This is a genomic window from Fusibacter sp. JL298sf-3 (genome assembly GCF_053842995.1).
This window is the reverse complement of sequence record NZ_CM132608.1, coordinates 2,841,217-2,863,767: the sequence shown is the minus strand read 5'-3', so window position 1 is coordinate 2,863,767 and position 22,551 is coordinate 2,841,217. Positions and strand designations below refer to the sequence as shown.

The 22,551-nt window shown below is 47.8% G+C and carries 20 protein-coding genes and 2 riboswitches; of the genes, 5 read left to right on the top strand and 15 right to left on the bottom strand.

Annotation, left to right across the window (positions count from 1 at the left end):
- Window positions 1-25: 25 nt before the first annotated feature.
- The gene (locus tag ACR6HW_RS13520; protein WP_455728252.1) at window positions 26-622 is read right to left on the bottom strand and encodes a GNAT family N-acetyltransferase; all 597 of its coding nucleotides are present in this window, start codon (window positions 620-622) and stop codon (window positions 26-28) included.
- 132 nt (window positions 623-754) lie between these two features.
- Between ACR6HW_RS13520 and ACR6HW_RS13515 the strand changes: the two genes are divergently transcribed.
- Complete coding sequence (locus ACR6HW_RS13515) at window positions 755-1,270, top strand: MucBP domain-containing protein (RefSeq protein WP_455728251.1); 516 nt, start codon at window positions 755-757, stop codon at window positions 1,268-1,270.
- Here the strand turns inward: ACR6HW_RS13515 and ACR6HW_RS13510 are convergent.
- The 4 genes from ACR6HW_RS13510 to ACR6HW_RS13495 all read right to left on the bottom strand — a co-directional run bounded on the left by ACR6HW_RS13510 (window position 1,267) and on the right by ACR6HW_RS13495 (window position 5,297).
- Window positions 1,267-2,364, bottom strand: a complete 1,098-nt coding sequence (locus ACR6HW_RS13510; RefSeq protein ID WP_455728250.1) for a zinc metalloprotease — start codon at window positions 2,362-2,364, stop codon at window positions 1,267-1,269. The two genes, ACR6HW_RS13515 and ACR6HW_RS13510, sit on opposite strands and share 4 nt — an antisense overlap.
- 97 nt (window positions 2,365-2,461) lie before the next feature.
- Window positions 2,462-3,220, bottom strand: coding sequence for an ABC transporter ATP-binding protein (locus ACR6HW_RS13505; RefSeq protein ID WP_455728249.1), 759 nt, complete (start codon window positions 3,218-3,220; stop codon window positions 2,462-2,464).
- Window positions 3,220-4,263: a FecCD family ABC transporter permease gene (locus ACR6HW_RS13500; protein ID WP_455728248.1), complete on the bottom strand. Its 1,044-nt coding sequence runs from the start codon at window positions 4,261-4,263 to the stop codon at window positions 3,220-3,222. Before ACR6HW_RS13500 ends, ACR6HW_RS13505 begins: the two co-directional genes overlap by 1 nt.
- Complete coding sequence (locus tag ACR6HW_RS13495; RefSeq protein ID WP_455728247.1) at window positions 4,260-5,297, bottom strand: ABC transporter substrate-binding protein; 1,038 nt, start codon at window positions 5,295-5,297, stop codon at window positions 4,260-4,262. Before ACR6HW_RS13495 ends, ACR6HW_RS13500 begins: the two co-directional genes overlap by 4 nt.
- A 105-nt stretch (window positions 5,298-5,402) precedes the next feature.
- Window positions 5,403-5,584, bottom strand: a riboswitch (cobalamin riboswitch).
- A 185-nt stretch (window positions 5,585-5,769) separates the two neighbouring features.
- On the opposite strand from ACR6HW_RS13495, the gene ACR6HW_RS13490 reads away from it, so the two are divergent.
- Entirely contained in the window at window positions 5,770-7,494 is a 1,725-nt protein-coding gene (locus tag ACR6HW_RS13490; RefSeq protein ID WP_455728246.1) for a methyl-accepting chemotaxis protein, read from the top strand.
- 55 nt (window positions 7,495-7,549) lie between these two features.
- Here ACR6HW_RS13490 and ACR6HW_RS13485 read toward each other — a convergent pair whose 3' ends face one another.
- Window positions 7,550-8,374, bottom strand: a complete 825-nt coding sequence (locus ACR6HW_RS13485; protein WP_455728245.1) for a ZIP family metal transporter — start codon at window positions 8,372-8,374, stop codon at window positions 7,550-7,552.
- Window positions 8,375-8,531: 157 nt separating this feature from the next.
- On the opposite strand from ACR6HW_RS13485, the gene ACR6HW_RS13480 reads away from it, so the two are divergent.
- Window positions 8,532-9,023, top strand: a complete 492-nt coding sequence (locus ACR6HW_RS13480; protein ID WP_455728244.1) for a cupin domain-containing protein — start codon at window positions 8,532-8,534, stop codon at window positions 9,021-9,023.
- A 97-nt stretch (window positions 9,024-9,120) separates the two neighbouring features.
- Here ACR6HW_RS13480 and truA read toward each other — a convergent pair whose 3' ends face one another.
- The 6 genes from truA to ACR6HW_RS13450 all read right to left on the bottom strand — a co-directional run bounded on the left by truA (window position 9,121) and on the right by ACR6HW_RS13450 (window position 16,843).
- Window positions 9,121-9,861: a tRNA pseudouridine(38-40) synthase TruA gene (truA, locus tag ACR6HW_RS13475; protein WP_455728243.1), complete on the bottom strand. Its 741-nt coding sequence runs from the start codon at window positions 9,859-9,861 to the stop codon at window positions 9,121-9,123.
- Window positions 9,862-11,172 carry a peptidylprolyl isomerase gene (locus ACR6HW_RS13470; protein ID WP_455728242.1) on the bottom strand — a complete coding sequence of 437 codons (1,311 nt, stop codon included), beginning with the start codon at window positions 11,170-11,172 and terminating at the stop codon, window positions 9,862-9,864.
- Entirely contained in the window at window positions 11,159-12,319 is a 1,161-nt protein-coding gene (locus tag ACR6HW_RS13465) for an O-antigen ligase family protein (RefSeq protein ID WP_455728241.1), read from the bottom strand. The genes ACR6HW_RS13470 and ACR6HW_RS13465 overlap by 14 nt, the downstream gene beginning before the upstream one ends.
- A 137-nt stretch (window positions 12,320-12,456) precedes the next feature.
- Window positions 12,457-13,230: a TPM domain-containing protein gene (locus ACR6HW_RS13460; protein WP_455728240.1), complete on the bottom strand. Its 774-nt coding sequence runs from the start codon at window positions 13,228-13,230 to the stop codon at window positions 12,457-12,459.
- A 29-nt stretch (window positions 13,231-13,259) separates the two neighbouring features.
- A complete protein-coding gene (locus tag ACR6HW_RS13455) occupies window positions 13,260-13,829 on the bottom strand; it encodes a LemA family protein (RefSeq protein WP_455728239.1) in 570 nt (189 codons plus the stop codon).
- 347 nt (window positions 13,830-14,176) lie between these two features.
- Window positions 14,177-16,843 carry a cation-translocating P-type ATPase gene (locus tag ACR6HW_RS13450; RefSeq protein WP_455728238.1) on the bottom strand — a complete coding sequence of 889 codons (2,667 nt, stop codon included), beginning with the start codon at window positions 16,841-16,843 and terminating at the stop codon, window positions 14,177-14,179.
- A 74-nt stretch (window positions 16,844-16,917) separates the two neighbouring features.
- On the opposite strand from ACR6HW_RS13450, the gene ACR6HW_RS13445 reads away from it, so the two are divergent.
- Window positions 16,918-17,433, top strand: a complete 516-nt coding sequence (locus ACR6HW_RS13445) for an HD family phosphohydrolase (RefSeq protein WP_455728237.1) — start codon at window positions 16,918-16,920, stop codon at window positions 17,431-17,433.
- On the opposite strand, the gene ACR6HW_RS13440 is transcribed toward ACR6HW_RS13445, so the two are convergent.
- The 3 genes from ACR6HW_RS13440 to ACR6HW_RS13430 form a co-directional block, all read right to left on the bottom strand.
- On the bottom strand, window positions 17,424-18,305 hold the full coding sequence (locus tag ACR6HW_RS13440; protein ID WP_455728236.1) for a putative ABC transporter permease: 882 nt from the start codon (window positions 18,303-18,305) through the stop codon (window positions 17,424-17,426). The genes ACR6HW_RS13445 and ACR6HW_RS13440 overlap by 10 nt on opposite strands.
- 24 nt (window positions 18,306-18,329) lie before the next feature.
- Entirely contained in the window at window positions 18,330-19,976 is a 1,647-nt protein-coding gene (locus ACR6HW_RS13435) for a thioredoxin (protein WP_455728235.1), read from the bottom strand.
- Window positions 19,977-20,098: 122 nt separating this feature from the next.
- Window positions 20,099-21,658 carry an LPXTG cell wall anchor domain-containing protein gene (locus ACR6HW_RS13430; RefSeq protein ID WP_455728234.1) on the bottom strand — a complete coding sequence of 520 codons (1,560 nt, stop codon included), beginning with the start codon at window positions 21,656-21,658 and terminating at the stop codon, window positions 20,099-20,101.
- A gap of 37 nt (window positions 21,659-21,695) precedes the next feature.
- Window positions 21,696-21,777, bottom strand: a riboswitch (cyclic di-GMP riboswitch).
- Between the two features lie 314 nt (window positions 21,778-22,091).
- Here ACR6HW_RS13430 and ACR6HW_RS13425 point away from each other — a divergent pair.
- On the top strand, window positions 22,092-22,499 hold the full coding sequence (locus ACR6HW_RS13425) for a hypothetical protein (RefSeq protein ID WP_455728233.1): 408 nt from the start codon (window positions 22,092-22,094) through the stop codon (window positions 22,497-22,499).
- Window positions 22,500-22,551 lie beyond the last annotated feature (52 nt).

Genomic DNA, 22,551 nt, shown 5'->3' with positions numbered 1-22,551 from the left:
CCTAAACGCTAAAACAGTTCATAAGCTAGATATTTTTACCCCATTTTACAGTTGTGTAAACAGCATCTTTATGCGGAATATCTCTATGAATATAGTTAAAAGTGGCTTTTATAGACGCTAAAATACAGGTTGATTTCGGTACTGCCCCGTCTTGAAGGCCTTTGTACATTAGGTGCATCGGAAACGCACCGTCGTATGTCGGTAAGGCGTAAACCATTGGCAACACACTGGCGCCGAGATTTTCGTAATATCGAATCCGGCGCAGCTGATTTTCATCTTCTCCTGTGGGCATTTCTACCTCTAGCAACATACTGGTGTACTTCGGCATATAATAGGCACACAATGCGTTGAAAAAACGGCTGCCATAGCCTTTTGACCGCTGTTCTTCATCGATGGCGATAAAGTCTAACCACAGCGTTTGCGTCTCTTCAATTGTATGCAGTAAAGCAAACCCCACATACGCGTCACTTGTCTCGTCAAACGCTTCAATAATGTCGTAGGCACCGTCGTCTATTAAGTTATAAAAAGTGCGCTTCGATTTGAGCTCATTTGGTGGAAAGGTCGCCTCCAAACGCTCGTAGATACGCTCAAAAGCCTCCCTAGGTTGTTTAATTATTTTCATCGTCTCACCTCTCGTCTTAGCATACCAAATTCCCATATAAAAAGGAAGACAAGACAACCATCTCTAAGTGAACTTTAAGATAAAATCGGGTATGTACTTAAAAGGCCATAAAGAACGAGAAAGGAGTATATCATGAGGTTTGTGTACAAAAATCTGTTTCTGCTCACCTGTCTTCTACTGATGTTGGGAACGACCGTTTTTGCAACTAATGACGCCGGCGATGTCGTCGTCTTTCACCTCTCAGAAGATGGCGACGTTTTGGCACCACCTGTCGTCATGAACGGTCCAATAGGCGATGCCTACTACGCTGTTGCACTGGACTTTGAGGGCTACGGTCCGGGACAAATGCCGGAAAACGCCGTGGGGTTTTACGGGCACGACAGCGTCCGCGTAGAAATACGCTACCGCCCCCTCACAGTCACCTCATCGGACACTTATGTCACTGAGGAAAGCCTCTCTGACACCTACGTCACTGAGGAGAGCCTCTCTGACACCTATGTCACTGAGGAGAGCCTTTCGGCACCTACGTTGACAGATGAAGACATACCGCTGTCAGACGCTTTGCCTCAAACCGGACACGCACCTGCCGGCATTGCATTTGGCATCGGATGCGGTCTTTTGCTCTTAGGTGCCTATCTAAGACGCTAACAGCTTCTTAACACAGCCTCAAGGCGCTGAAGTACCTCGACACAATATGCCTTATCACTTGCCGGCACCTTGAGGCTTCCCACTTTAGTTGCCCAGAGCTCAAACGATTCTGCATCCCGATCCAGATACACAGCTTTGTAAGCATGCCCTATAATTTGCTGCGTGCTCTCCGCTATTAACAGAGGTGCCAACTTTTCAAATACGCCCTTGGCGTCGTCAAACCGTTCTTCTGTGCACATCGCCATAAACACACACAGCATTGCATCGGCTTTAAGATACCCCGGTGCAGCCGTCAAATGGTCTTCCAAGTCGCCTGCAACTTTTAGCCACAAAGCTGTTTGATTTTCATAGTGTGCCTTAGACCCTGTGACAATAGCAAGAGAATAATCGAGGACATCTTCAAAATCCGAATGGTAAGGGGTCGTTACTTCTACTTCTGAATAGAGCTTTCCGTTGCCCAATGCACCGGATAAATTGAAGAGAGCACGAATCTTTGCACTTTGAGGCACCTCTCGGTACAGACTCTTAAAGTAAAGACCGTCTGTCAACAGCATCCCCTCTTTTCTAGGCCAAAGGTTAAATAAGAAAAACAAACCGTTCAACGCGAGCAAAAGCCCGAAAAATCGTCTGGTTAGAGCACTGTCTATTCCAACAGCAAAAGCGATGATCAACAAAGCGCAGACCAGTGCGTTCATCAACAAGCCCCCCAGAAAGAACCATGCGTAAGCCTTGTTGCCCACGGTTTCATCTTTTGGCATCATCGCACAGTAACCGATGTAGCTCTGGCCTTTTCGCATCTTTTCAAGGCGCCATTTCAGTCGATCATTTACCCGCACAACGGTTAAAATCAGAGTGTTAAATCGAATCAGGCGAAAACCGACCAACGCGCCCATACACAGGTGTCCGAGTTCGTGTACGATAACGGTAAGGTAAAATGCAACCCCTAAAAGTGGTATCAGTGAAAGATAGTCCACAGGGGAATAAATGCCTAAAAAACCACTCAGCACGCCAAAGCGGCCTTCAAGGGCACCGATTACCCCACCTATAATTATGAGCACGACATAATACAACCCTTTTTTACGTTGCTTTTTCATTGGACAACGCCTCCCATTTTCAAAAACTTTAGTACCATCATAACACAAAAAGTCCGATAGATTTTGAAAGTTATCAGAATCTAACAGACTTTTAATCTTAAAGCGCTTTGTACAAAATGTGGGGAATCCCCTGCTCGTGGACAATTTGCGCGTCGACTTCGTAAATCTCTTTAATCACCTCCGGCGTCAAGACTTCTGAAGGTGTGCCACTGTAACACATCACACCGTCTTTCATGGCGTATAAATGGGTACAGTACGCTGCGGCTATATTGAGGTCGTGCACAGCGGCAATCACTGTACACGGCAATTTCTTAACCGTTTTCATAAAACTGAGTTGGTGTTTGATGTCGAGATGGTTGGTGGGTTCGTCGAGAATCAAAAACGGCGTCTCCTGCGCCAGTGCCCGCGCGAGCACGACGCGCTGTTTTTCACCGCCTGATAAAGACGCATAGCTGCGGTCCTTGAAACCGTACATATCGACTTTCTTAAGCGCCTCTAAGACGATGGCCGTGTCCTTATGGTAATCGCCTTCTAGAAACTTCTTGTAAGGCGTTCGACCCATTCGGACGATTTCCTCCACTTTAAAATCAAAGACGTAATCGTTGTGTTGCGTTACAACGCCTATAGTTTGCGCCATTTGGCGCGTTTTGATTTTATCCACAGAGGTTTCATCCAGGAAAATAGCACCTTTAGAAGGTTTAATGGCTTTGTACAAACAGCGTAAAAAAGTACTTTTGCCACATCCGTTGGGGCCGATGATGCCCACAAATGCCCCTTCAGGGGCAATAAAATCCACACCGTTCAATATCTGCTTTGTTTCGATTTCATAAAAAACCGATTGACTTTCTATGACCATTACGCGCCTCCAAAATGATAGGATCTTCTAAGCATCAAATAGATGAAAAGCGGCGCGCCAATCATGGAAATCACAATGCCAATGGGCATATCGCTTCCCTTGACAATTACACGCGACGCGAGATCGGCCCACACTAGGAAAATCCCTCCGGCGAGGGTTGCCACCGGCAAGACCTTCTTGTGGTCTGTTCCAACGAGCATCCGCACACAGTGTGGCACGATAAGACCCACAAAGCCGATAATCCCCGAGCTGTACACCACAAAACCGACGAGTAGCGACGCCACCAAAAGGTACAGTGTCCTGTAGTGATGAAGCTCTTTTCCAAGTGTCAGCGACACTTCATCGCCTAAGAGCATTAAATTTAGTGTACGCCACTGACTGATAAAAAACACGGTGACCAAAACCGTCAGCAACGCCAAAATCTTTAAAGAGTCCCATTTGGCACCGGAGACACTGCCCATTAACCAGTAGGCGATGCTGCGAATGCCTTCGCGGTCGTCTGAAAAATAGATGACAAAACTCGAAATAGAAGAGCTCACCGTGCTGAGGGCCATCCCCGCTAAAATCAGGCGCGTACCGCTGGTCTTCCCGCGTATCCCCGCCAAAGTCAGCACCAACAGCGCGGTACAGAAAGCCCCTATAAACGCACAGATGCCGACAAAATTCGGCCCAAAAAAAGTACCGATGCCCGCGGCGAGAGCGAGAGTCGCCCCGAGAGAGGCGCCAGAGGATATCCCGAGGATGTAGGGGTCGGCAAGTGGGTTTTTCACCACAGCTTGCATAACAACACCGGATATGGAAAGGCCCACGCCGACCAAAAGGGCCAACAGCACCCGCGGCAGCCTTATATAAAACACAATGTCTTCCGTGCCTCTTTCAAACGTTTTCAGCAGGGTATCGTCATGGGCAATTTTACCGTAAATGACACCAAAAACATCTCCAACCGGTATGTTGACACTGCCGATGGAGACCGAGACGAGGACAGAGCCCACCAGTACTACGACCAGTAGGCTCAAAATTACAGTCATTTTAAATGGCTTCATTTCTCTGGGTAAAGCCCTTTGATAATCGATTGAATCCCGTCGAGTGTACGGATACCACTTGCGTACACTTCGCTAAGCATAATAGGGTGAACGCGTCCATTTTCAATTGCTTGGATGCTCTTAAGCCCTTCGTTGTTTAGAAGACTCTCCAACGCTTGGTCTCTGACGATTGCGTCACCGTAGTAGACGGTGAAAATAACTTCCGGATTCAAAGCGACCAAATCTTCCGAACCGATTTTGCCGTTTTCTCTAGCGACGAGGTCTGCACCGACTTTCGTAGCAATGTCCCCGCCGATGCTGTCTTCACCGTAAATTCTGTACACGCCGTCTTTTTGAACTTCGAGGATAACGGTCTTAACCTTTTCTTTGTCGGCGACATACGCCTGTGCTGAAGCAATTTCTGCTTTCATATTTTCGACAATGGCTTTCGCTTTCTCTTCCACATCGAAAATCTTGCCTATATTTAAAATATCTTCGTACTCGTTGTCAAGGGTGTTGGGTTGAATCACACCACTGTTTTGTGCCATGTATGTGTTGATGTCTCTTTCGTGCCAAAACGACACATCGCCGAGGTTCTTTTCGCCGAACAGTGAAAACCAGCTGAGGATAAAGTCCGGTTGAAGGCCAATGACTTCTTCCTTGCTAATGCGTTGATCGTAATAGGTCACATTTTCAAAAGCCGATTGCAGTTCTGTTTTCACCTCATGGTCCAGCCCGGACGCCGCCACAATTTTATCTTCTAAGCCAAGTGCCAAAAGTGTCTCTATCGAGTTTTGGTAAACGGCAATTACGCGCTCAGGCGCCTTTTCAAATGTAATCTCTACCGGTTCTTTTGCGTAGTTGTACGTCGTAATAGTCACAGGGTAATGTGCCTCTGCACCATCTGCTGTTTCATCAGGTGCTTTCTCAGCGTCGGCTTCTTTCGTCGTATCCGTTGGCGTCGTAGGCGTCTCTTTCGCGGAGTCGTCCGCTCCGCATCCGGCAAGTGAAAAAAGCAACACAAATGCCATCAATAAGGTACTCAGTTTTTTCATCTTCTTCTCCTTAGTCTTTTGTGTGCATAAAAAAACCCTTACCACAGACGGCAAGGGTTGAATAATCGCTTTATCGCGAAACAGCCCCCTCCATCGTCCGTGGAGTATCGGTGCGTTTGCAAGGCAGGTCTTCTGACTCTAGTCTCATCATTTTATACGCCTTCCCGGTCACCCAGTGGCTTTCGTATAAAACTCCTCTATTACAGCGGCGGGACCGTGTTGGATTTTCACCAAACTTCCCTTTTAATGACGTGCAGGACACGCCAACCTCGCAACCTATTTTTTTAAGTCATTTGATTATACCCAACATCTTATACAAAGTCAAGCAATAGCCGGTTGCCCGGTCATAATATTTGTAAACACATTATTAATATTGCAAACTTTTAAACAGATGAATTGACAACTTTGTGAAAAAAGATTACGCTACCAATAGGTTATCACTATAAAATATTACGGAGGCATTGCTACGACCATGAAAAAGCAAAAAACGAAAAAGCTCGGTCGACAGATTACAACGAGAATTATGTTGGTTATGACCCTCTTGTTTCTCGTCGTCGGCATCGTCGTGACTTCTTTTATTTTTGACAACGTCTCGACACTTGCCAAACTCTCCTTTAACGCCGTCGGCACCGGGCTTGAAAAAAGCTTCAGCCACATGACATCCGACGGGCTATGGGACGAAACAAACAGTGATTACGGTACCTTTGAACGCATTAAGGAAGAAATCGTCGCTCTTGAAAAAGACATCTCTGCAGTATCTGACAGATTGCATATATTGACGAAAAAAGACGGGGCATGGGTGTACCTCTACGGCATTGAAAACGGGAAATTTCATGACACCGGAGACCCGCTTGCCGAGGTCTCTGAAGATCTCGAAAAGGCGTATGCCACCGGTACGGCCACTGGCACCGATTTGTCCGGAAAGTTTTTACTCAACCGAAAGCCCCTGGATTTCTATTTCCCCGCTGAAACAGCTGACGGCGAAAGACTCGTCATTCACACCACCATCAAAACCGATTTAATTTGGTTGGTCATCGGCGGTATCATCGGGTCTTTTGTCGCCTTACTCCTCCTCGTACTGGCCACTGTAAACATCGTCGTAAGTATTATCGTTAAAGCTGAGATGCGGTCGATGCAAACACTGGTTGAAAAAGTTGAGGAGATATCAAATCTCGAAGGCGATCTCACTAAGCGCATTGAAATTAAGAGCAACAACGAAATCGGTCAAATGGCCACGCACATCAACCAACTGCTCGACACCATTCAGGGTTTGATGTCCACCATTCGCCAATCGTCTGCACAGCTTACAGAAAATACGGCGAGCTTTACCGCCATGCTCGAAGAAGCAGAGAGCAACGCCCTTGTTATTGAAACCGCCATGGAGGCAAGCGACGCCACCATTGCAACGCGCACCGAATCCACGCGGCGCGTTGTCGACCAGGTGGCCCAAATCAACGATGCCATCACACAAGTGGCGGAACACACGGCCTCTCTCAGCACAGTGGCCATCAAAACTTCTGAAAGTGCCGAAGACGGGACGACACTAATGACCGAGATGCGCCAGTTCGTCGACGAGACGGTCTCACAAGTTTCCGGAACCGGTGAAAAGGTCGCCGAGCTCAAGGCGGAATCTTTGGCCATCAGCTCCATTGTCACCAGCATCCGAAACATCGCCAGTCAAACCAATATGCTCGCACTTAACGCCTCTATAGAAGCGGCTCGAGCCGGTGAACAGGGACGCGGTTTCGCCGTGGTGGCAGAAGAAGTCCGGAAACTCGCCGAAGAATCCGCCGAACAAGTGACTTCTATTGAAGCCCTCATTGTCAACATTCAAGAGCGCATCGACACCACGCAAGTTTCAATGGGCAAAACCCTAGCGCTGATTGAAAAGGAACACGAAATGGTAGGCAATGTAGAAGGGCAGTTTACAGCTATTGCCGCCGATATCGCCCAAGTGACGGCCATGGTACAAGAGATGCACGGGGCCACCGAGGAAATTACGGCGTTCAGCGATACCGTCAACAGCGAAATGAACGCGCTCAACACCTCGTTTGATCTCAGTGACAGCAGTGTTGAAGAAGTGATGAACAAAGTTATCGCTCAAAATCAAAACATCGGCCAACTCGCCGACGAAATCGAAGGACTGAGCACACTGTCCGCCGCCCTTTCAAAAATAATTGAAAAATTAAAACTGTAACCCTAAAAAAAACGTCGACAAGCGCTTGTTAAACTGCGCTGTGCCGACGTTTTTTTTAACCTAAAGCCACATCTAAAATCATCATTACCGTAAAGCCGAGCATGGTGCCGATGGTCGCTACATCTGTCTTTGAGCCGCCTTCTTCCCGCTGGGCTTCTGGAATCAGTTCCTCTATAACCACGTAAATCATCGCCCCTGCGGCAAAGGCCAATGCATAGGGCAATATCGGTTGCATACGGGTGACTGCAAACGCACCGACAACCCCTGCCATCGGTTCCACAATGCCGCTGGCCTGGCCGTATAAAAACGCTTTCTTACGACTGAAACCTTCCCGCCTCAACGGAATGGATACAGCAGCCCCCTCAGGAAAGTTTTGAAGACCGATACCGATGGCGAGGGCAATAGCGCCCGCCAGCGTTGCAGAAGATCCAATGCCTTTTGCAGCGGCGCCAAAGGCGACCCCGACGGCCAACCCTTCCGGAATGTTGTGAAGCGTAATGGCCAATACCAGCAGAACACTGCGTTGCCAGTTGGTCTTTACCCCCTCGGCTTGGCTCGTATCCAGACCCATGTGGAGATGGGGCAAGAGCTTGTCCACTAGAAACAAGAACCCGCCACCGGATAAAAAGCCAATCGCAGCGGTCAGATAGGCCGTTTGACCAAGTGCTTCGGCCATTTCGATGCCCGGCGCCAACAGCGACCAGAAACTCGCGGCAATCATTACCCCTGCGGCAAATCCCAGCATGCCGTTGAGCACCGTTTTGTTGATTTGCTTAAAGAAAAATACAAGTGCCGCTCCTAAAGCCGTTACGCCCCAGGTAAACAGCGTGCCTATCAGCGCCTGTTGTACAGGCGAAAATTGCTCAAACCATTCTAACATATAACCCCTTCCCTTCTGTAAAAAGATCTAGTCTTATTATACGCCTGTCCACCCGTTTTTAAAACGCCCTTTTGTTGTACATCTGTTTTTTTTCTGATATACTCATTTCGAAATACTTTTACATCAGTTGCATGGTTTAGGAAAGAAGGAGTTACACATGTCTAAAGCAACAAGCTACATCGAAGTTTTAAAAATGAACAAGCACCCGGAAGGCGGGTACTATGCGCAAACTTATGCCAGCCCCGACGTCTTTAAAAAGGCCGACGGCGAGACGCGTCCACTGTCTACGAGCATCTATTTTTTACTTGAAAAAGACGATGTCTCCCATTTTCACCGCTTACAGTCCGATGAACTCTGGTTCTTCCACGACGGCGAGCCACTGAACATTTACATGATCGATACTGAGGGGACTTTACGCGTGGAAACCCTTGGCCTCGACTTGGAAGCGGGGCAGAGACCTCAGCTGCTCGTTCCCGCAGGTGTGATTTTTGGCTCTGCGCCATTGAGCGACACACCAGACGGTTTTAGTCTCGTCGGTTGCGTCGTTTCTTACGGTTTTGACTTTGACGATTTTGAGCTCTTCGAAAGAGACGCGCTGACAGAGGCGTATCCCGACCATGCCGACATCATTGAAAAGTTAACTCTTTAATCTGTCGTTCAAACTTTTTCCCAAAAAAACAAAGCGCCGGTGAGACCACATCGCCTAAAAAGCGATGTAATCCCCCGGCTATTTTTATGCCTTTGCGCTATTTATCGTATACGACAGCCTCCAAAGTGAGGCCTTTGGCCGGAAGCGTTTCTCCTACCAGCGATCGGTCGCCTGTTTCAAAAGCCCGATTCAACTTTTCAGGTGTGAACTCGCCGCGCCCTGCCGCTAACAGTGTCCCCGCCAAGATGCGCACCATATTGTAGAGAAAGCCGTCGCCTTTAAACGTCAACGTCATCAGTTCTTCCGACTCGACGATGTCAATAGAGGTCAAAGTGCGCACGGTCGATTTCTTCGTCTTATCGGTGCTGAACGCCTTAAAATCCCGCTTGCCAACCATGAGCTGCGCCATCTGGCGCATGGTGGCACTATCCAGTTCGCCGTCATAAGCCCACACTGTTCGGCGCTGAAAGACCGGTGGATAAGGTGCACGCCATATCCGATACACGTACGTCTTTGACACAGCGTGAAAGCGCGCATGAAACCGCGCGTCCACAGGTTCGATGGCCAACACCGCAATGTCTTCCGGCAAGTAGTGGTTGACCTGTTGCAAAAGCCACTCCGGCGCCACTGCGTGTGCCGTTTGAAAATTAAAGACCTGCCCTCTGGCGTGAACACCGGCATCTGTTCTGCCGGAACCGTTAATGGCCACGGTTTCGTTGAGCAAACGACTCAACGTCTCCTCGATTTTGCCCTGTACGGTGTCTCCAGACTGTTTGAGCCGCTGCCAGCCTTTGTACTTAGTCCCCTCATAGTGTACGATGCCTTTATAGTTTTGCATCTATTTATCCCACCTTTGAATTTCAACAGAGTCAGAAAGTTGCGCAATGAACGCCGTCACCGCAGCATCTCTCTTCATCGTGTAAAGTGCGTCGTAATACGCCGCCGCTCGCGACGTCTCCCCTTCAGCTTCAAGCGTCTCTACAGTCCATCGCCCTGTGACTTCGACGATGTGATAGCCAAACGATGTTTTAACGGGCGCACTCACTGTATTGATTGGAAGCTCAAATGCCGCCTCTTCAAACTCAGGTACCATTGTCCCACGACCAAAGCGCCCTAATTTGCCCCCTTTGGCATTGACATCCAAAGAATCGGCATCTGCTACGGTATCGAACGCTTCGCCCTTTTCAATGCGGCGTTTAGCTGCTTCCGCCTCTTCAAACGTCGCGCAGAGGATGTGACGCACTTCAACTTCGACGATTTCGTCGGCTTTTAACGCCGCCATCTCCGGTAGAAGTTGCTCGTGAATACGCGTCTCAAATGAACGCTGATAGTGCTGCGTCCTATAGACCTCGTCGACAAACGTCCGCGTCAAAGCAACCCCCTCGAGAACGGTTTGCATATTGGCGTCTTCTGCGTAATCCTCGAGAAAACGTAGGTATTGTGCTTCAGAAATCGGCGTGTAATCGATTCCTTCACCGATTAAAAAATCCCGTACGAGCAAATCCATTTTAAATTTTTCCAGTACCGCGGCATCGAGTTTCACACCAAACGGCTCTCCGTCTATGACAGAAGCCATAATAGCGTCTCCGTACTGCGCTTTATAGGCGTTGGCTTGTATGGTGCGCTCGTTGTGAAACGCCCCGTAGCGAATGGTTTCTCTGGAGGTACCCATCAGAGGGCGTTCAAAAGTCTTCACGACGACATGGCGCTTTGCAGCATCCCATTCCACGTCGATGGGCAAAGCCCGCTCCGCCGCGCGAAGGGGGACGTACAAATGCCCTTCGACATTAACCCCGGCTTCCGCCACGCTTAGACCATCATACACAAGGTGTACAGTTGTCGGCACAGCCGCCACTTTTTCTTCAGAAGGTGCGTCGTCCGACATCCCTTGAACCACTTTGGTACCGTCTGTGACATAAACCGTCTTCTCCACACTGTTGTAGGTTACTTCTTTGCCTATAATTTCCGACAGATGGCGTACGCCCACGTAGGTGCGGTCGTCGATAACCACTTGAGGAACCAACCGCTCTTCGGCATCGATTGCCATAGGCTTCACCCACTTGATTCCTGTAGGGGTTTCACCATAGGTTACACCCACGGCGCTGAGGCCTATAAGCCCCGCCAATAAAAGGCTCTTAATAGATTTCACGATTTCCCTCCTTGTACGCGTGCCACGTGTAGTGGCTTAAATCCGTTTTCTTCAGACGATAAACCCGGGCTTTTTCAGCACTGGTCTGTTCAGAAAGAAGACGCATTAACTGCATGGTGCCGAAGAAAAGAACACTGGTCTGAGGCGCTAACAATGTAAAATCCACAAGACCGTGTATAAACAACACCGCCATAACCGAAAGTAGCAGTCTGCTCATCGGCACTTTGTGCCGGACGATGTGAATGCCGTCTTTTAAACAAAATAACGAAAGTGCAATACCGGCTATCAAACCCGCAACCCCTAGGCTGGTGGTAATCGATATAAAAATATTGTGTGCATGCGGTTCACCCATACGCTGATAAATCCCGTAAAATCCCGATCCGAAAATCGGCTTCTCATAAATCATTTGAAGGCATCGGCGCCATATCTCACCTCTCAAGTTAATGCTGTTAAACAGGTCAAATGACACCGTCAGCGTAACGCCTATAAACACCATGACACCGCTTAAGTAATGCCAAAGTTGCTTGGATTTTTTAAGGGCACAGTAGAAAATAATAGATACGACAAAAGCCACTAAAGCGCCCTTGGAGCCTGTGAACATCAAATTGGCCACAAAGAGAATTGCCCCGGCTTTGTAATGCTTTCTACCTTTTTCCATAAAATAAAAACTGAGCAACGCCAGTATTGCAAACCAATCTGCAGCGATGTTCGGGTTGCCGAAAGTCGACATAATCCTGTAGCTTTCTGCCGTAGGATAGTACGTCGGGTTAAAAAAGAGCTTGGGGAACCAGCTCATATCTATAAAAGTTGAAGCCACTTTTTCCACGACACCGATACCGCCAGTTAGGAGGCCGAGGTGCCAAAAGCGTTCCAGTAGTTTTTCCACCTTATCTCTCGAGGTAAGATGCGCTTTAAGCCACCGATTAAAGCCAATAAAGCCAATAAAAACAAAAGCGCCGCCTATAGACAGCCAGTCGCCGTTTAGGACACCGCTGACAACGGATAGTGCCGACAGTGCCAGCAAGCATTTATCAATGGCGTCAAGCGGACGTCTGGGTCTTTTTTTTAAGCCATCGTATAACGCATAAGCCAACACGAGCCAAGCGGTAAACGGCGACAGAAATATCATAATGAGTGCTGTGTTCATAATTGGTCTCCTTCTCACTAACAAACGCAATTATCATAACAGATTTATCCTCTAAATGCAATTGTTATAAGTTTCGACCCCCTCAATATGTAAAACGCCGCAAAGGCTCTTTGCGACGTTTCAAAAACGATTTCACCTTACCAACTGCGCGAACTGCCGCCACCACCGGAACTGCCACCGCCCCCTGAGTAGCCGCCACCAGAACTGCCGCCACCTCTACGAGACACCGTATAGAGAATGAACCGCGTCAATCTACCGCGATTAAAGAGGACGTCTAATACGATGAGAGTAAAGACGATAATCCCTAAAAACACCTTGCCTATTGTCAGGCCCTCTTTGGGCTCGGCTCCAGACGCCTCATAAGGGTAATAGCGAACGTTTACCGACGGTAAATCCGCCGCCGTGAGGTTGTACTCGACGAGAACTTCCGAGGTGAGGGCATCGACCATGCTGAGAATGCCCGTATCGTAGTCGCCACTTTGAAAGGCCTCTAAAGCGGCGTCTTGAATTCGGCCCGTTTTGCCGTCGTTTAATCGCCCTTCCAGACCATATCCCACTTCAATTCGTGATTGACGGTCCTCTGTCGCAACAACAATTAAAACACCGTTTTTCTTTTTGGCATCACCTACGCCCCATTGTCTAAACACGCCGTTGGCATAGCTTTCAATATCCGCATCGCCCAAAGTGGGGACGGTGAGTACCGCCACCTGGGCCCCGGTGCCTTCGCTCAGCGGCACTGCCATCTGCAGCACTTCAATTTCTGTGGCTTCTGAAAGAACACCGGCGTAGTCGTTAATAAAAAAGTTTTGCGTCGGTTCGGGGTACTCACTTGCCGCAAAACCCGCTGCCATCCCTAAAGCAAAGACGAACAACAATAAGACGGCCACCTTCTTAACTCTCAATTGTTTCAACGCGTCCCCCTCTCTTTGACACACCGATTCTAGTTATTAAAATCTACAGTGGGCACGTTTTCAGCACCTTCTTGTGCTTCAAAGTAGCTGTACTCCTCAAAGCCCATCACCGTTCTAAAAAGAACCATTGGGAACTGCTTCGTCCTCTGATTATAGCTTTTAGCCACTTCGTTGTAATCTTGTCGGGCTATGGCGATGCGATTTTCAGTACCGGCGAGCTCATCGGCCAATTGTCTAAAGTTGGCGTCTGATTTTAAATCGGGATAGCTCTCAGAAATGGCGAGCAATCTCGAAAGAGCGCCTGAAAGCTCTGCATCAGCATTGGCTTTGTCCGCTACACTGCCGGCGCCAACAAGTTTAGAGCGTGCATCGGCAATATCCGAGAAAATTTCTTTTTCTTGACTGGCATACCCTTTTACGGTTTCAACGAGATTCGGTATCAAATCGTTCCGTCTCTGAAGCTGGTTGTCAATTTGACTCAAGCTCATCTCGACCTCTTCAGACAAAACGACGAGTCCATTGTACTTGGAAATGGTTAAGAACACGGTTCCCGCTAGCAGAACCAGCACGATAATCACCGCAATCAATCCTTTTTTCATAATTTGTTCTCCTTTTGAATTTAAATATGTTTAGCAGCACGATGCCGCCATCCCATTTTGGTTCAAGGCTTGTTGTCTACAACATTTGACACGCTTTCAGCGTATCAACCCCCCTTTCGCTGACGCATTCTCGCGTTGAACATTCGCGAGAACACTTTTGGTTCAAGGCTTGTTGTCTACAACATTTGACACGTTTTTAGCGTATCAGACCCCCTTTCGCTGACGCATTCTCGCGTTGAACATTCGCGAGAACACTTTTGGTTCAAGGCTTGTTGTTAAACAAAATAGGAAATGATCGAATCATTTCCTATAGTGTATACCACATAGATTAAAGAAGTATTAAAAAATTATTGAACATCGCCTTTTTTTAATGCGTAGCGAACGGTTTTAACCACTTCACTGGCAATAAACGGAATCACCGCCAGTGCAAAAACAATCACCCAGTCGTGAAGCGGCAACGGCATCACTTTAAAGGCACTTGCGAGCACCGGTACTGAAATGACAATGGCTTGAAGCACCAAACCGACGACAACAGCACCGAAAAGACGCTTGTTTCTAAAAACGCCCACTTTGTAAAGCGGTTTTTCTAGACTGCGCATTGAGATAGCGTAGAACAATTGTGACGAAGCCAATACGACAAACGCCATGGTACGTGCATATGTCAAGGCCGACTCACTCGCCGCTTGCGACGTCATCAAAGAGTAGCCGTTTTCTTGAAGGCCGATTGCAAAGGCGACTAAAGTCGTCGCACCGACGAGTAGGCCACCCAATATGGCTCTAAAGCCGGCGCCGCCTGCAAAAAAGCTCTCATCCGGTCGACGCGGTTTTTCCGACATAACGCGTTTGTCCCCAGGATCTACACCAAGTGCCAACGCCGGGAGTGAATCTGTTACGAGGTTTACCCACAGTATTTGGGTCGGTAAAAGCGGTATGGCAAAGTTCATCAGCACAGATGTGAAGATGGCGACGATTTCACCAAAGTTACACGACAGCAAGAACACCACCGCTTTTTTAATATTCTTGTAGATGGTTCTGCCCTCTTCAACCGCTTTGACAATGGTTGTAAAATTGTCATCTGTCAAAATCATATCGCTGGCGCCTTTAGAAACATCCGTTCCCGTAATACCCATGGCGACACCGATGTCCGCATGTTTGAGAGACGGTGCGTCGTTGACGCCGTCGCCGGTCATAGAAACGATGTGGCCTTTGGACTTAAATGCCTTTACAATTTTGACTTTGTGTTCCGGAGAAACCCGCGCAAAGACGCGCAAGCTCTCAATTTTATCGCTTAGAGCTTCTTCTGAAAGCGCATCCAGTTCCTCACCGGAAATAGTCTGTGAGACTTCTGTTGCGATGCCGAGCTCTTTGGCAATAGCAAAAGCCGTCACGACGTGGTCGCCTGTAATCATCACAGGTGTTACCCCTGCTGCCTTGGCTTTTTCTATCGCCGGCTTAACTTCTTCTCTCGGCGGATCGATCATGGCCACCAAACCTAAAAAGATCAACTCAGACTCCATGGCATCTGGAGCGATTTCAGTCTGAACGCGTTTGGTACTCGCCCCTAAGACGCGAAGCGCCTCTTTCGAATACTGTTCTGCTGCTTCTAAAATCGCCTGTTTGTCCGCGTCTTCAATGGCGCGAACCACGCCACCGTCTTGAATATGTGTCACCACTTTTAGCAACTGATCTACGGCGCCCTTGGTGTGGACTTCATAGCCGCCTTCAACCGTTACCAATGTACTCATCATCTTGCGGTCGGAATCGAAAGGTTTTTCACCGACGCGCTTGGCTTGACGCGCCATAGACGCCTTTTCGAGACCCACCTGGTTGCCTAGGACAACGAGTGCCACCTCGGTGGGATCGCCTGTACTGCCCGTCTCATCCGCCGTGGCGTCACTGCAAAGCACCATGGAGCGAATCAGCGCTTTTTCATCGTCAGTGAGCGCTTTTGCATCAGGTGACTTCACCGAAGTGGCGCCTCCTTGCGTGTAAATGGACATAACCGTCATTTTATTTTGCGTTAAAGTCCCCGTCTTATCGGAACAAATAATATTGACAGCGCCTAGCGTCTCAACTGCCGGCAACTTCTTAACAATGGCATTCGCTTTGGACATTCGCGTCACGCCAAGTGCGAGAACGATGGCGACAATTGCCGGAAGGCCTTCTGGAATAGCGGCAACAGCAAGTGAGATGGCTGTCATAAACATTGTAAACAAGTCCCTATTCTGAACAAGACCGAGAACAAACATAATAATGGTAATCCCCAGTGCCATAAAGCCGAGCAACTTGCCGATTTCTTCTAATTTTTTCTGAAGAGGTGTCAACTGATCAGTCGCTTCGTTAAGGCTCTCGGCAATTTTTCCGACTTCAGTCTGCATACCGGTGCCGACGACGACGCCTTCTCCTCGTCCATAGGTGACCAAAGTTGACATAAACGCCATGTTTTGGCGGTCGCCAAGCGGGCATTTATCGCTATCGGATACAAATGTCGCGTCTTTATCTGTAGGAACCGATTCTCCCGTAAGGGACGACTCTTCAATTTGAAGGGTCTTAGTTTCCGTCAATCGAATATCCGCGGGTACGAAACGTCCGGCATCTAAAATGACAACATCACCTGGGACGAGCTCTTTGGAATCGATTTCCACAGTCTTCCCACCGCGTCTGACAATGGTATGCGGTGACGTCAGCTGCTTAAGTGCCTCAATAGCTTTTTCTGCTTTGCTCTCTTGTACAAGCCCTATGACCGCATTTAGCAAGACAACAGCCAAAATGATAATCGCATCGGTGTACTCTTTTACAACGATCGTCACAACTGCCGCCGCTAAAAGAACGTAGATCAAAGGGTCTTTCATTTGGCTGAAAAACATGGCGAGGAGCGACTTTTTTTGACCCTCCTTGAGCTTGTTTTCACCATATTGACTGCGCCTTTCCAAAACTTCCGCATCTGAGAGGCCCGATTCAGGCACAACTTTCAGTGCTTCTACGACTTCGTTACTGCTTTTGTTGTAGTACATACTGGCTCCTTTCTGCATTTTCTCTTGAGTCTGTAACCGCCACCTACTATAATGTGTTGTAGAGGTGGTGTATTATGTTAAATGAATTATTGCTGTACGAAATGATTGACAATCACCAAGCGGTGCTCACTTCGAAAATTTTTCAAGAAAGCGACGCGTTCCCACACCATGGAGATGTGAGCTGCATGGCGCATGCACTCTTCGTCGCCTATACAATCTATCGGATTTGTAATTTTTTTAATTGGGCATCGCATCAAGTGGTTCGAGGGGCACTTTTACACGACTTGTACCTTTACGATTGGCACATCGGTCATCCCGAGGCCACCGGGCGCATTAAACTGCACGGTATTCGGCATCCGAAAATCGCCCTACAAAATGTAAAAGCCGTTTTTGATGTAGATGACGAACTCTCCAACATGATTTTATCGCATATGTGGCCATTGACCCCACTCGCCATACCGCGCTACAAAAGTGCTCTGTTGCTCTGCGCCGTCGACAAATACTGTGCCGTAGTTGAAAGCGTCAGCTCTAAACACAGGCACCAAGCTCTAGCCCTTCGAGCTGCTGTGCTCAAAAAACTTCAACTTTGATCCTCGGCCTTTTTATCACGGTCTTTTTTTCGTATGCTAAAAAAGATATCGGGCATCTTCTTGGTTCGGGCATTTGGATACTTCCGTGCAAATCGGTCGTGTTTTTTCAGCTTGGACATAACTTTTGTAATCTCTTCTAAGTTTTTGCCCTGAAGCTCCTGAGCTTTGGACTTGATAAACTCTGTAAAATCGTTTAACTCCTTAAAGCCTTCCAGCCTCTTGTAGACGCTGTTGGCTTTAAGCGTGCTCTTGGCTTCGTCCACCCATTCTTTTAGGCCTTCGTTCTCTTCAATAAACTCGGAAAACTTATCCGATAACGCACGCGTTCGCGTCAACACTTTTCTCAAAGACACCAGTTCGCCAACAGTGGAAACAGTATCTATTGCCAAAACGCCGTAAAAGAAAATAAGTGCTGCCATTTTGTACGGGCCAAAAACCGTGTCGACGAGCCCTTCTATCGTCGGATTGACATACCGCCACAAGGTATAGCCGCCAACGCCCCAAAAAAGGGACGGCAATAACGCGATTCGTCCGTTGATATTGAACTTCCTAGAGGAGTAATCCCACCAACGGGTGCTGAAAGCAACTTCCATCAGATAAGAGGTCACATACTCGAGGACTGTGGCCACCACCATGGCAAAAAACATGCCGACTAAAACGTCTAGAGGGGGTGCCAGCTGGACGTGGGTTTCGAAAAAATTCATAAACAACACAATTGTCGTAGCACCAAACCCGTAAATAGGAATAAACGGTCCCCTCAAAAAGCCCCTGTTAATCCACCTTTTTTCACATAGGGATACATAGGGCGTTTCCCATAACCAGCCGATAAAACCGTAGGTTAAAAACAACCACATGACTTCTATTATACCCATAGAATTAAACTCCATTCATAATTTTTACCTGCGCAATTTGTAATAGAAACGGCAGTAGCCCGATAACGCATGCTCGACATCGTCAATTCTAATTCTGAAACTGTGGTGCCGGATGTAAAAGCTGTCGAGAATCGCCATAGGTGCTTTAAAATACATGGCCACTTCCGGATACATATAACCCGAAAAGCCTTGAACCACCCTGAAATTAACAACCTCTCGGAAAAAAGCCTCGTCGAATGTCTCTGGGATCTCATAGGGCTTCGGTAAGTGGCGATTGTGCTCAAGCAACGCATCTGTTGCCATAAAGAGCTCGAGAAGCGTTGCATAGGTCGTCTCTCGAGTCGATGCAAACGGTAAAATTTTACCGGCATTGGCGAGATTGAAAGCAAAAATCTTTGTGTTCGGTCGATGCTTAAACAGATGGTACGACGCATAGCTTAGCCAGTGGTCGGCAAACTGTTCGTACTGCGCCTCGTAAAAATGTTCAAAAACCGTTTCACAAAAATCGAGCAAAGCGGCGTCGCCGCACCACTCATAATACTTTAGCAAAGCAAAAACGGCCTCTCCTTCATAATAAATAATTCTAAAAGCTTCTTTAACCTCGTCGGCATCGGCATCGAGAACATGGATAAAACGCCCTTCTCTAAAAAAAGTGACAATCCCCTGTGAAAGCCTCTGGGCAACCGTTTTATAGGTGTTTTTACCAAACACCTCATAGTGCTTGCTTAGAGCCAGCAGTGCTGCTGCATTGGCGCCGAGTTTAATTTCATTTTCAGATGACGTCTCTCGAATATACCCTACACGCGTCCCGTCAGAGAACACTTTTTCATAGTAGGCCGTATCAATTAAGTAATCCAGTGCCACCTGTATCTTCGGGATAAACTCAGAACGCTTTGTAACTTCATAGCTTTCTATTAGTGCGTATGTGCTACTGGCGTGCCTTAGGATATTGTAGTGGTTAATGGCTCGCTGAAAATAGGGAAAGACCCCGTAGTGATAAGCGCCACTGTCTTCCACTTGTCCCGCTAAATACTGAGACGCGTTATCTATCATTTCGTATAGTGTCCCGATATTGTAGCGCTCTCGCTTCCTCTGACCGTTAAAATAAGGCGCTGTTGACAAATCGACAAAAGTTCTGCCATCGAAGAAAAAGCTTTCCGTTTGAAAGACAATGACTTGCCGTATCATCCGCTCGTCAATCCAAAGTTGGTGTCCCGAATTTTGCTTAATGTAGTGATGCACATTACGCCAGTGGATGCGCTTCTTTTTTTGCTTCTTGTCTTCGACGATAAAAGCATTGGCGTTCATTTCCTGTTCCAAAAATGCCAACTTAAACGCAGGGTCAAAAGAAACACCCTTTCGATAATAATGCAGCTTAGCACCTAACCATTCTTCCTTAAAAACTTTGTACGGCAATACAGCCGTCTCTCTCACCCAATCGACTTTCAGCCATTTGGGAAAATGTCCTGTCTTTTGGATGTGGCGTTTCAACTTATCCGCCGCTTCATCAAAGCTCAGAGCATACGTGTCCGAATGCCCCTTAACCACGGTAGCCCGCTCCTCGCCATCTGTAAACGATAGAAACACTACAGGCTGAGCCTGCGATGCACGCTCTTCTGAGACACGTGTTTCAAAGTAGTTTTTTACAACATTAATCATCTTATTTTCCATACAAGTACCCCTTACGCCACTCAGATTTATACGAAAAAAAGTTGCCATATAGCGTCTTATAGTTTCTCTATATGACTCTATTATAGCAACTTTTAAACTGTTTCGGCTAATATTTTCTATCTTTATTTCTTGCGTTTGATGTAAATGCCCAATGAAGTCATCAAACTGCCAATTCCTGCAAACATTCCCGCTGAAGCTTGTCCTGTTTGTGGCAATGCGTCTCCCAATGGCACCTCTTCTTCAGTTAACTCAATTTCAGTGGAGAGATCTACTGCTGGTCCTTCCGGAACAGGTTCTTCTTCAATTATTTCGGTACCCGGTCCCTCTGGAACAGGCTCTTCTTCAATTATTTCAGTACCTGGTCCTTCTGGAGTCGGTTCATCTGGAAGGTCTACGTCAGCATCGGCGTCGGCATCGGCATCCGCATCTGCGTCTGCATCAGCGTCAGCATCGGCATCGGCATCCGCATCGGCATCAGCATCTGCATCGGCATCGGCATCTGCGTCTGCATCGGCATCTGCATCGGCGTCTGCGTCGGCATCGGCGTCAGCATCGGCGTCGGCATCAGCATCAGCATCGGCATCCGCATCGGCGTCTGCGTCGGCATCAGCATCGGCATCAGCGTCTGCATCGGCGTCTGCGTCTGCGTCTGCATCAGCATCTGCATCGGCATCGGCATCGGCGTCGGCATCAGCATCGGCATCAGCATCGGCATCAGCGTCTGCATCTGCATCTGCATCTGCATCTGCGTCGGCATCCGCATCAGCATCAGCGTCGGCATCAGCATCAGCGTCAGCATCGGCATCTGCATCAGCATCTGCATCGGCATCTGCATCGGCGTCTGCATCGGCGTCTGCATCGGCGTCTGCATCTGCGTCTGCATCTGCGTCTGCATCTGCGTCTGCATCCGCGTCGGCATCGGCATCAGCATCTGCATCCGCATCGGCATCAGCGTCAGCATCGGCATCGGCATCGGCATCAGCGTCTGCATCGGCGTCGGCATCTGCATCGGCGTCGGCATCGGCGTCAGCATCTGCATCGGCATCTGCGTCAGCATCTGCATCTGCGTCTGCATCGGCGTCAGCGTCTGCATCTGCGTCGGCATCCGCATCAGCATCAGCATCTGCATCGGCATCGGCATCGGCGTCTGCATCGGCGTCGCCATCGTCGTCCAAATCAAATTCAAAATTAAAATGGCTGATTTCAGGTGTTTTCCCGCCGTTGTTCTCTGGTGAGTACAAACCTGTATCAGCATCTAATCCCGTTCCCGCATAATCGTAATAATAATAACCATTGCCACCTTTTACATAAACGCCGGTTACGATAACATCGTCATCAGTTGCCACGTTTATCGACCAATCCATGTATCGCCCATCTTCATCAAATGTTATGTCAATGACTACCGTTTTGCCCATGTAATTGTAGGTCACTTGGAAAGTCGAACCATCCCATGTGTCACCGACAACGTCGGTTTTATGCGCATTGGCGTGAGACGGTGTGTTTCCCGAGTGCTTTGTCATAGAGCTCGACGAAAGTGCGTAGGCACTACTCGCGCTAAAAACGTTCATTAGTGCAAAGCTACCAATCAAAACAGTGGTTAATATCTTTCTCTTTATTGCTTGATTGGCTCGCCATGCTTTTTGCTTTCGGTTAAACCCATTGTAAGCTGTCCTTTTTTTCATATACAACACCCTTTCTCGATGGTGTGTCTACACCATTAAGTCAAGGTCGGTTGCACTACTTGCTCCTCTCATTTCAAGTGCCCAAATACGAAATGAGGTTCATCACACCCTTACGATTTATTGACGTAAATTTAATTAATCGGTTATAAGTGGTTACATTATATTTATCGGTTGAATTTGATGTTAACTTTATACCCACTCACATAGACCCTACGCATTTTATCACACTTTTTTAGACCTTTGAGGCCTTTCCAGGAGGTTTTATTTAAGGTCAATTGGGTATAGATGATAATGAAATTATAAAAGATAAAGTACGAGGGCGTTACATGTTGACCCCGCGGTCATCTGCATACGCCTGCTCACCATATGAACGAATGCTATAGAGGTTGCTTTTTCAATCAAATCGTCGAAGTCGGATTCGGATATTAATTTCATGAGAAATAAAGTCTATAGTAACAGTAGTTTAAAGTTTGTTTACAACACCTTAGAGACAATGGTAAACGATTCCAATCGTTCTTGTTCAGAGCGCGCTGAGGCACTGGGGTATCTTTTAGAAATAGACGACTTTCTTATGAGCTATTACAACATGCTTCAAAAGGCGTCTCAGCTACTGAAACACGCCGTTGCCTATCTGTATATCGGCCAAATCTATGCGCTCCAGTACAACAAAGGCATGGCTTTTTACTACTGGAGTAAAGCCAATGATTGGGCTGTTGCAAACAATGATTTTCATTTCGAAGCCGACGCCAATTTTCTAAAGGGACGCCTCTTGTACGAGTTAATATGGACCCACAAAAGCCAAACGCTACTTCTTAATGGAAAAATATCTGTATCTAAATAACAATTTTCGAGAGACAGAGGCTCAAGAGATTCTACTGCCCTATGTGCAACAA

What these genes read in the sequence shown, in the direction of transcription:
- ACR6HW_RS13520 (WP_455728252.1), bottom strand. Translation starts at nt 622, where the DNA reads ATGAAAATAATTAAACAACCTAGGGAGGCTTTTGAGCGTATCTACGAG.
- ACR6HW_RS13515 (WP_455728251.1), top strand. Translation starts at nt 755, where the DNA reads ATGAGGTTTGTGTACAAAAATCTGTTTCTGCTCACCTGTCTTCTACTG.
- ACR6HW_RS13510 (WP_455728250.1), bottom strand. Translation starts at nt 2,364, where the DNA reads ATGAAAAAGCAACGTAAAAAAGGGTTGTATTATGTCGTGCTCATAATT.
- ACR6HW_RS13505 (WP_455728249.1), bottom strand. Translation starts at nt 3,220, where the DNA reads ATGGTCATAGAAAGTCAATCGGTTTTTTATGAAATCGAAACAAAGCAG.
- ACR6HW_RS13500 (WP_455728248.1), bottom strand. Translation starts at nt 4,263, where the DNA reads ATGAAGCCATTTAAAATGACTGTAATTTTGAGCCTACTGGTCGTAGTA.
- ACR6HW_RS13495 (WP_455728247.1), bottom strand. Translation starts at nt 5,297, where the DNA reads ATGAAAAAACTGAGTACCTTATTGATGGCATTTGTGTTGCTTTTTTCA.
- ACR6HW_RS13490 (WP_455728246.1), top strand. Translation starts at nt 5,770, where the DNA reads ATGAAAAAGCAAAAAACGAAAAAGCTCGGTCGACAGATTACAACGAGA.
- ACR6HW_RS13485 (WP_455728245.1), bottom strand. Translation starts at nt 8,374, where the DNA reads ATGTTAGAATGGTTTGAGCAATTTTCGCCTGTACAACAGGCGCTGATA.
- ACR6HW_RS13480 (WP_455728244.1), top strand. Translation starts at nt 8,532, where the DNA reads ATGTCTAAAGCAACAAGCTACATCGAAGTTTTAAAAATGAACAAGCAC.
- truA (WP_455728243.1), bottom strand. Translation starts at nt 9,861, where the DNA reads ATGCAAAACTATAAAGGCATCGTACACTATGAGGGGACTAAGTACAAA.
- ACR6HW_RS13465 (WP_455728241.1), bottom strand. Translation starts at nt 12,319, where the DNA reads ATGAACACAGCACTCATTATGATATTTCTGTCGCCGTTTACCGCTTGG.
- ACR6HW_RS13455 (WP_455728239.1), bottom strand. Translation starts at nt 13,829, where the DNA reads ATGAAAAAAGGATTGATTGCGGTGATTATCGTGCTGGTTCTGCTAGCG.
- ACR6HW_RS13450 (WP_455728238.1), bottom strand. Translation starts at nt 16,843, where the DNA reads ATGTACTACAACAAAAGCAGTAACGAAGTCGTAGAAGCACTGAAAGTT.
- ACR6HW_RS13445 (WP_455728237.1), top strand. Translation starts at nt 16,918, where the DNA reads ATGTTAAATGAATTATTGCTGTACGAAATGATTGACAATCACCAAGCG.
- ACR6HW_RS13440 (WP_455728236.1), bottom strand. Translation starts at nt 18,305, where the DNA reads ATGGGTATAATAGAAGTCATGTGGTTGTTTTTAACCTACGGTTTTATC.
- ACR6HW_RS13435 (WP_455728235.1), bottom strand. Translation starts at nt 19,976, where the DNA reads ATGGAAAATAAGATGATTAATGTTGTAAAAAACTACTTTGAAACACGT.
- ACR6HW_RS13430 (WP_455728234.1), bottom strand. Translation starts at nt 21,658, where the DNA reads ATGAAAAAAAGGACAGCTTACAATGGGTTTAACCGAAAGCAAAAAGCA.
- ACR6HW_RS13425 (WP_455728233.1), top strand. Translation starts at nt 22,092, where the DNA reads ATGAGAAATAAAGTCTATAGTAACAGTAGTTTAAAGTTTGTTTACAAC.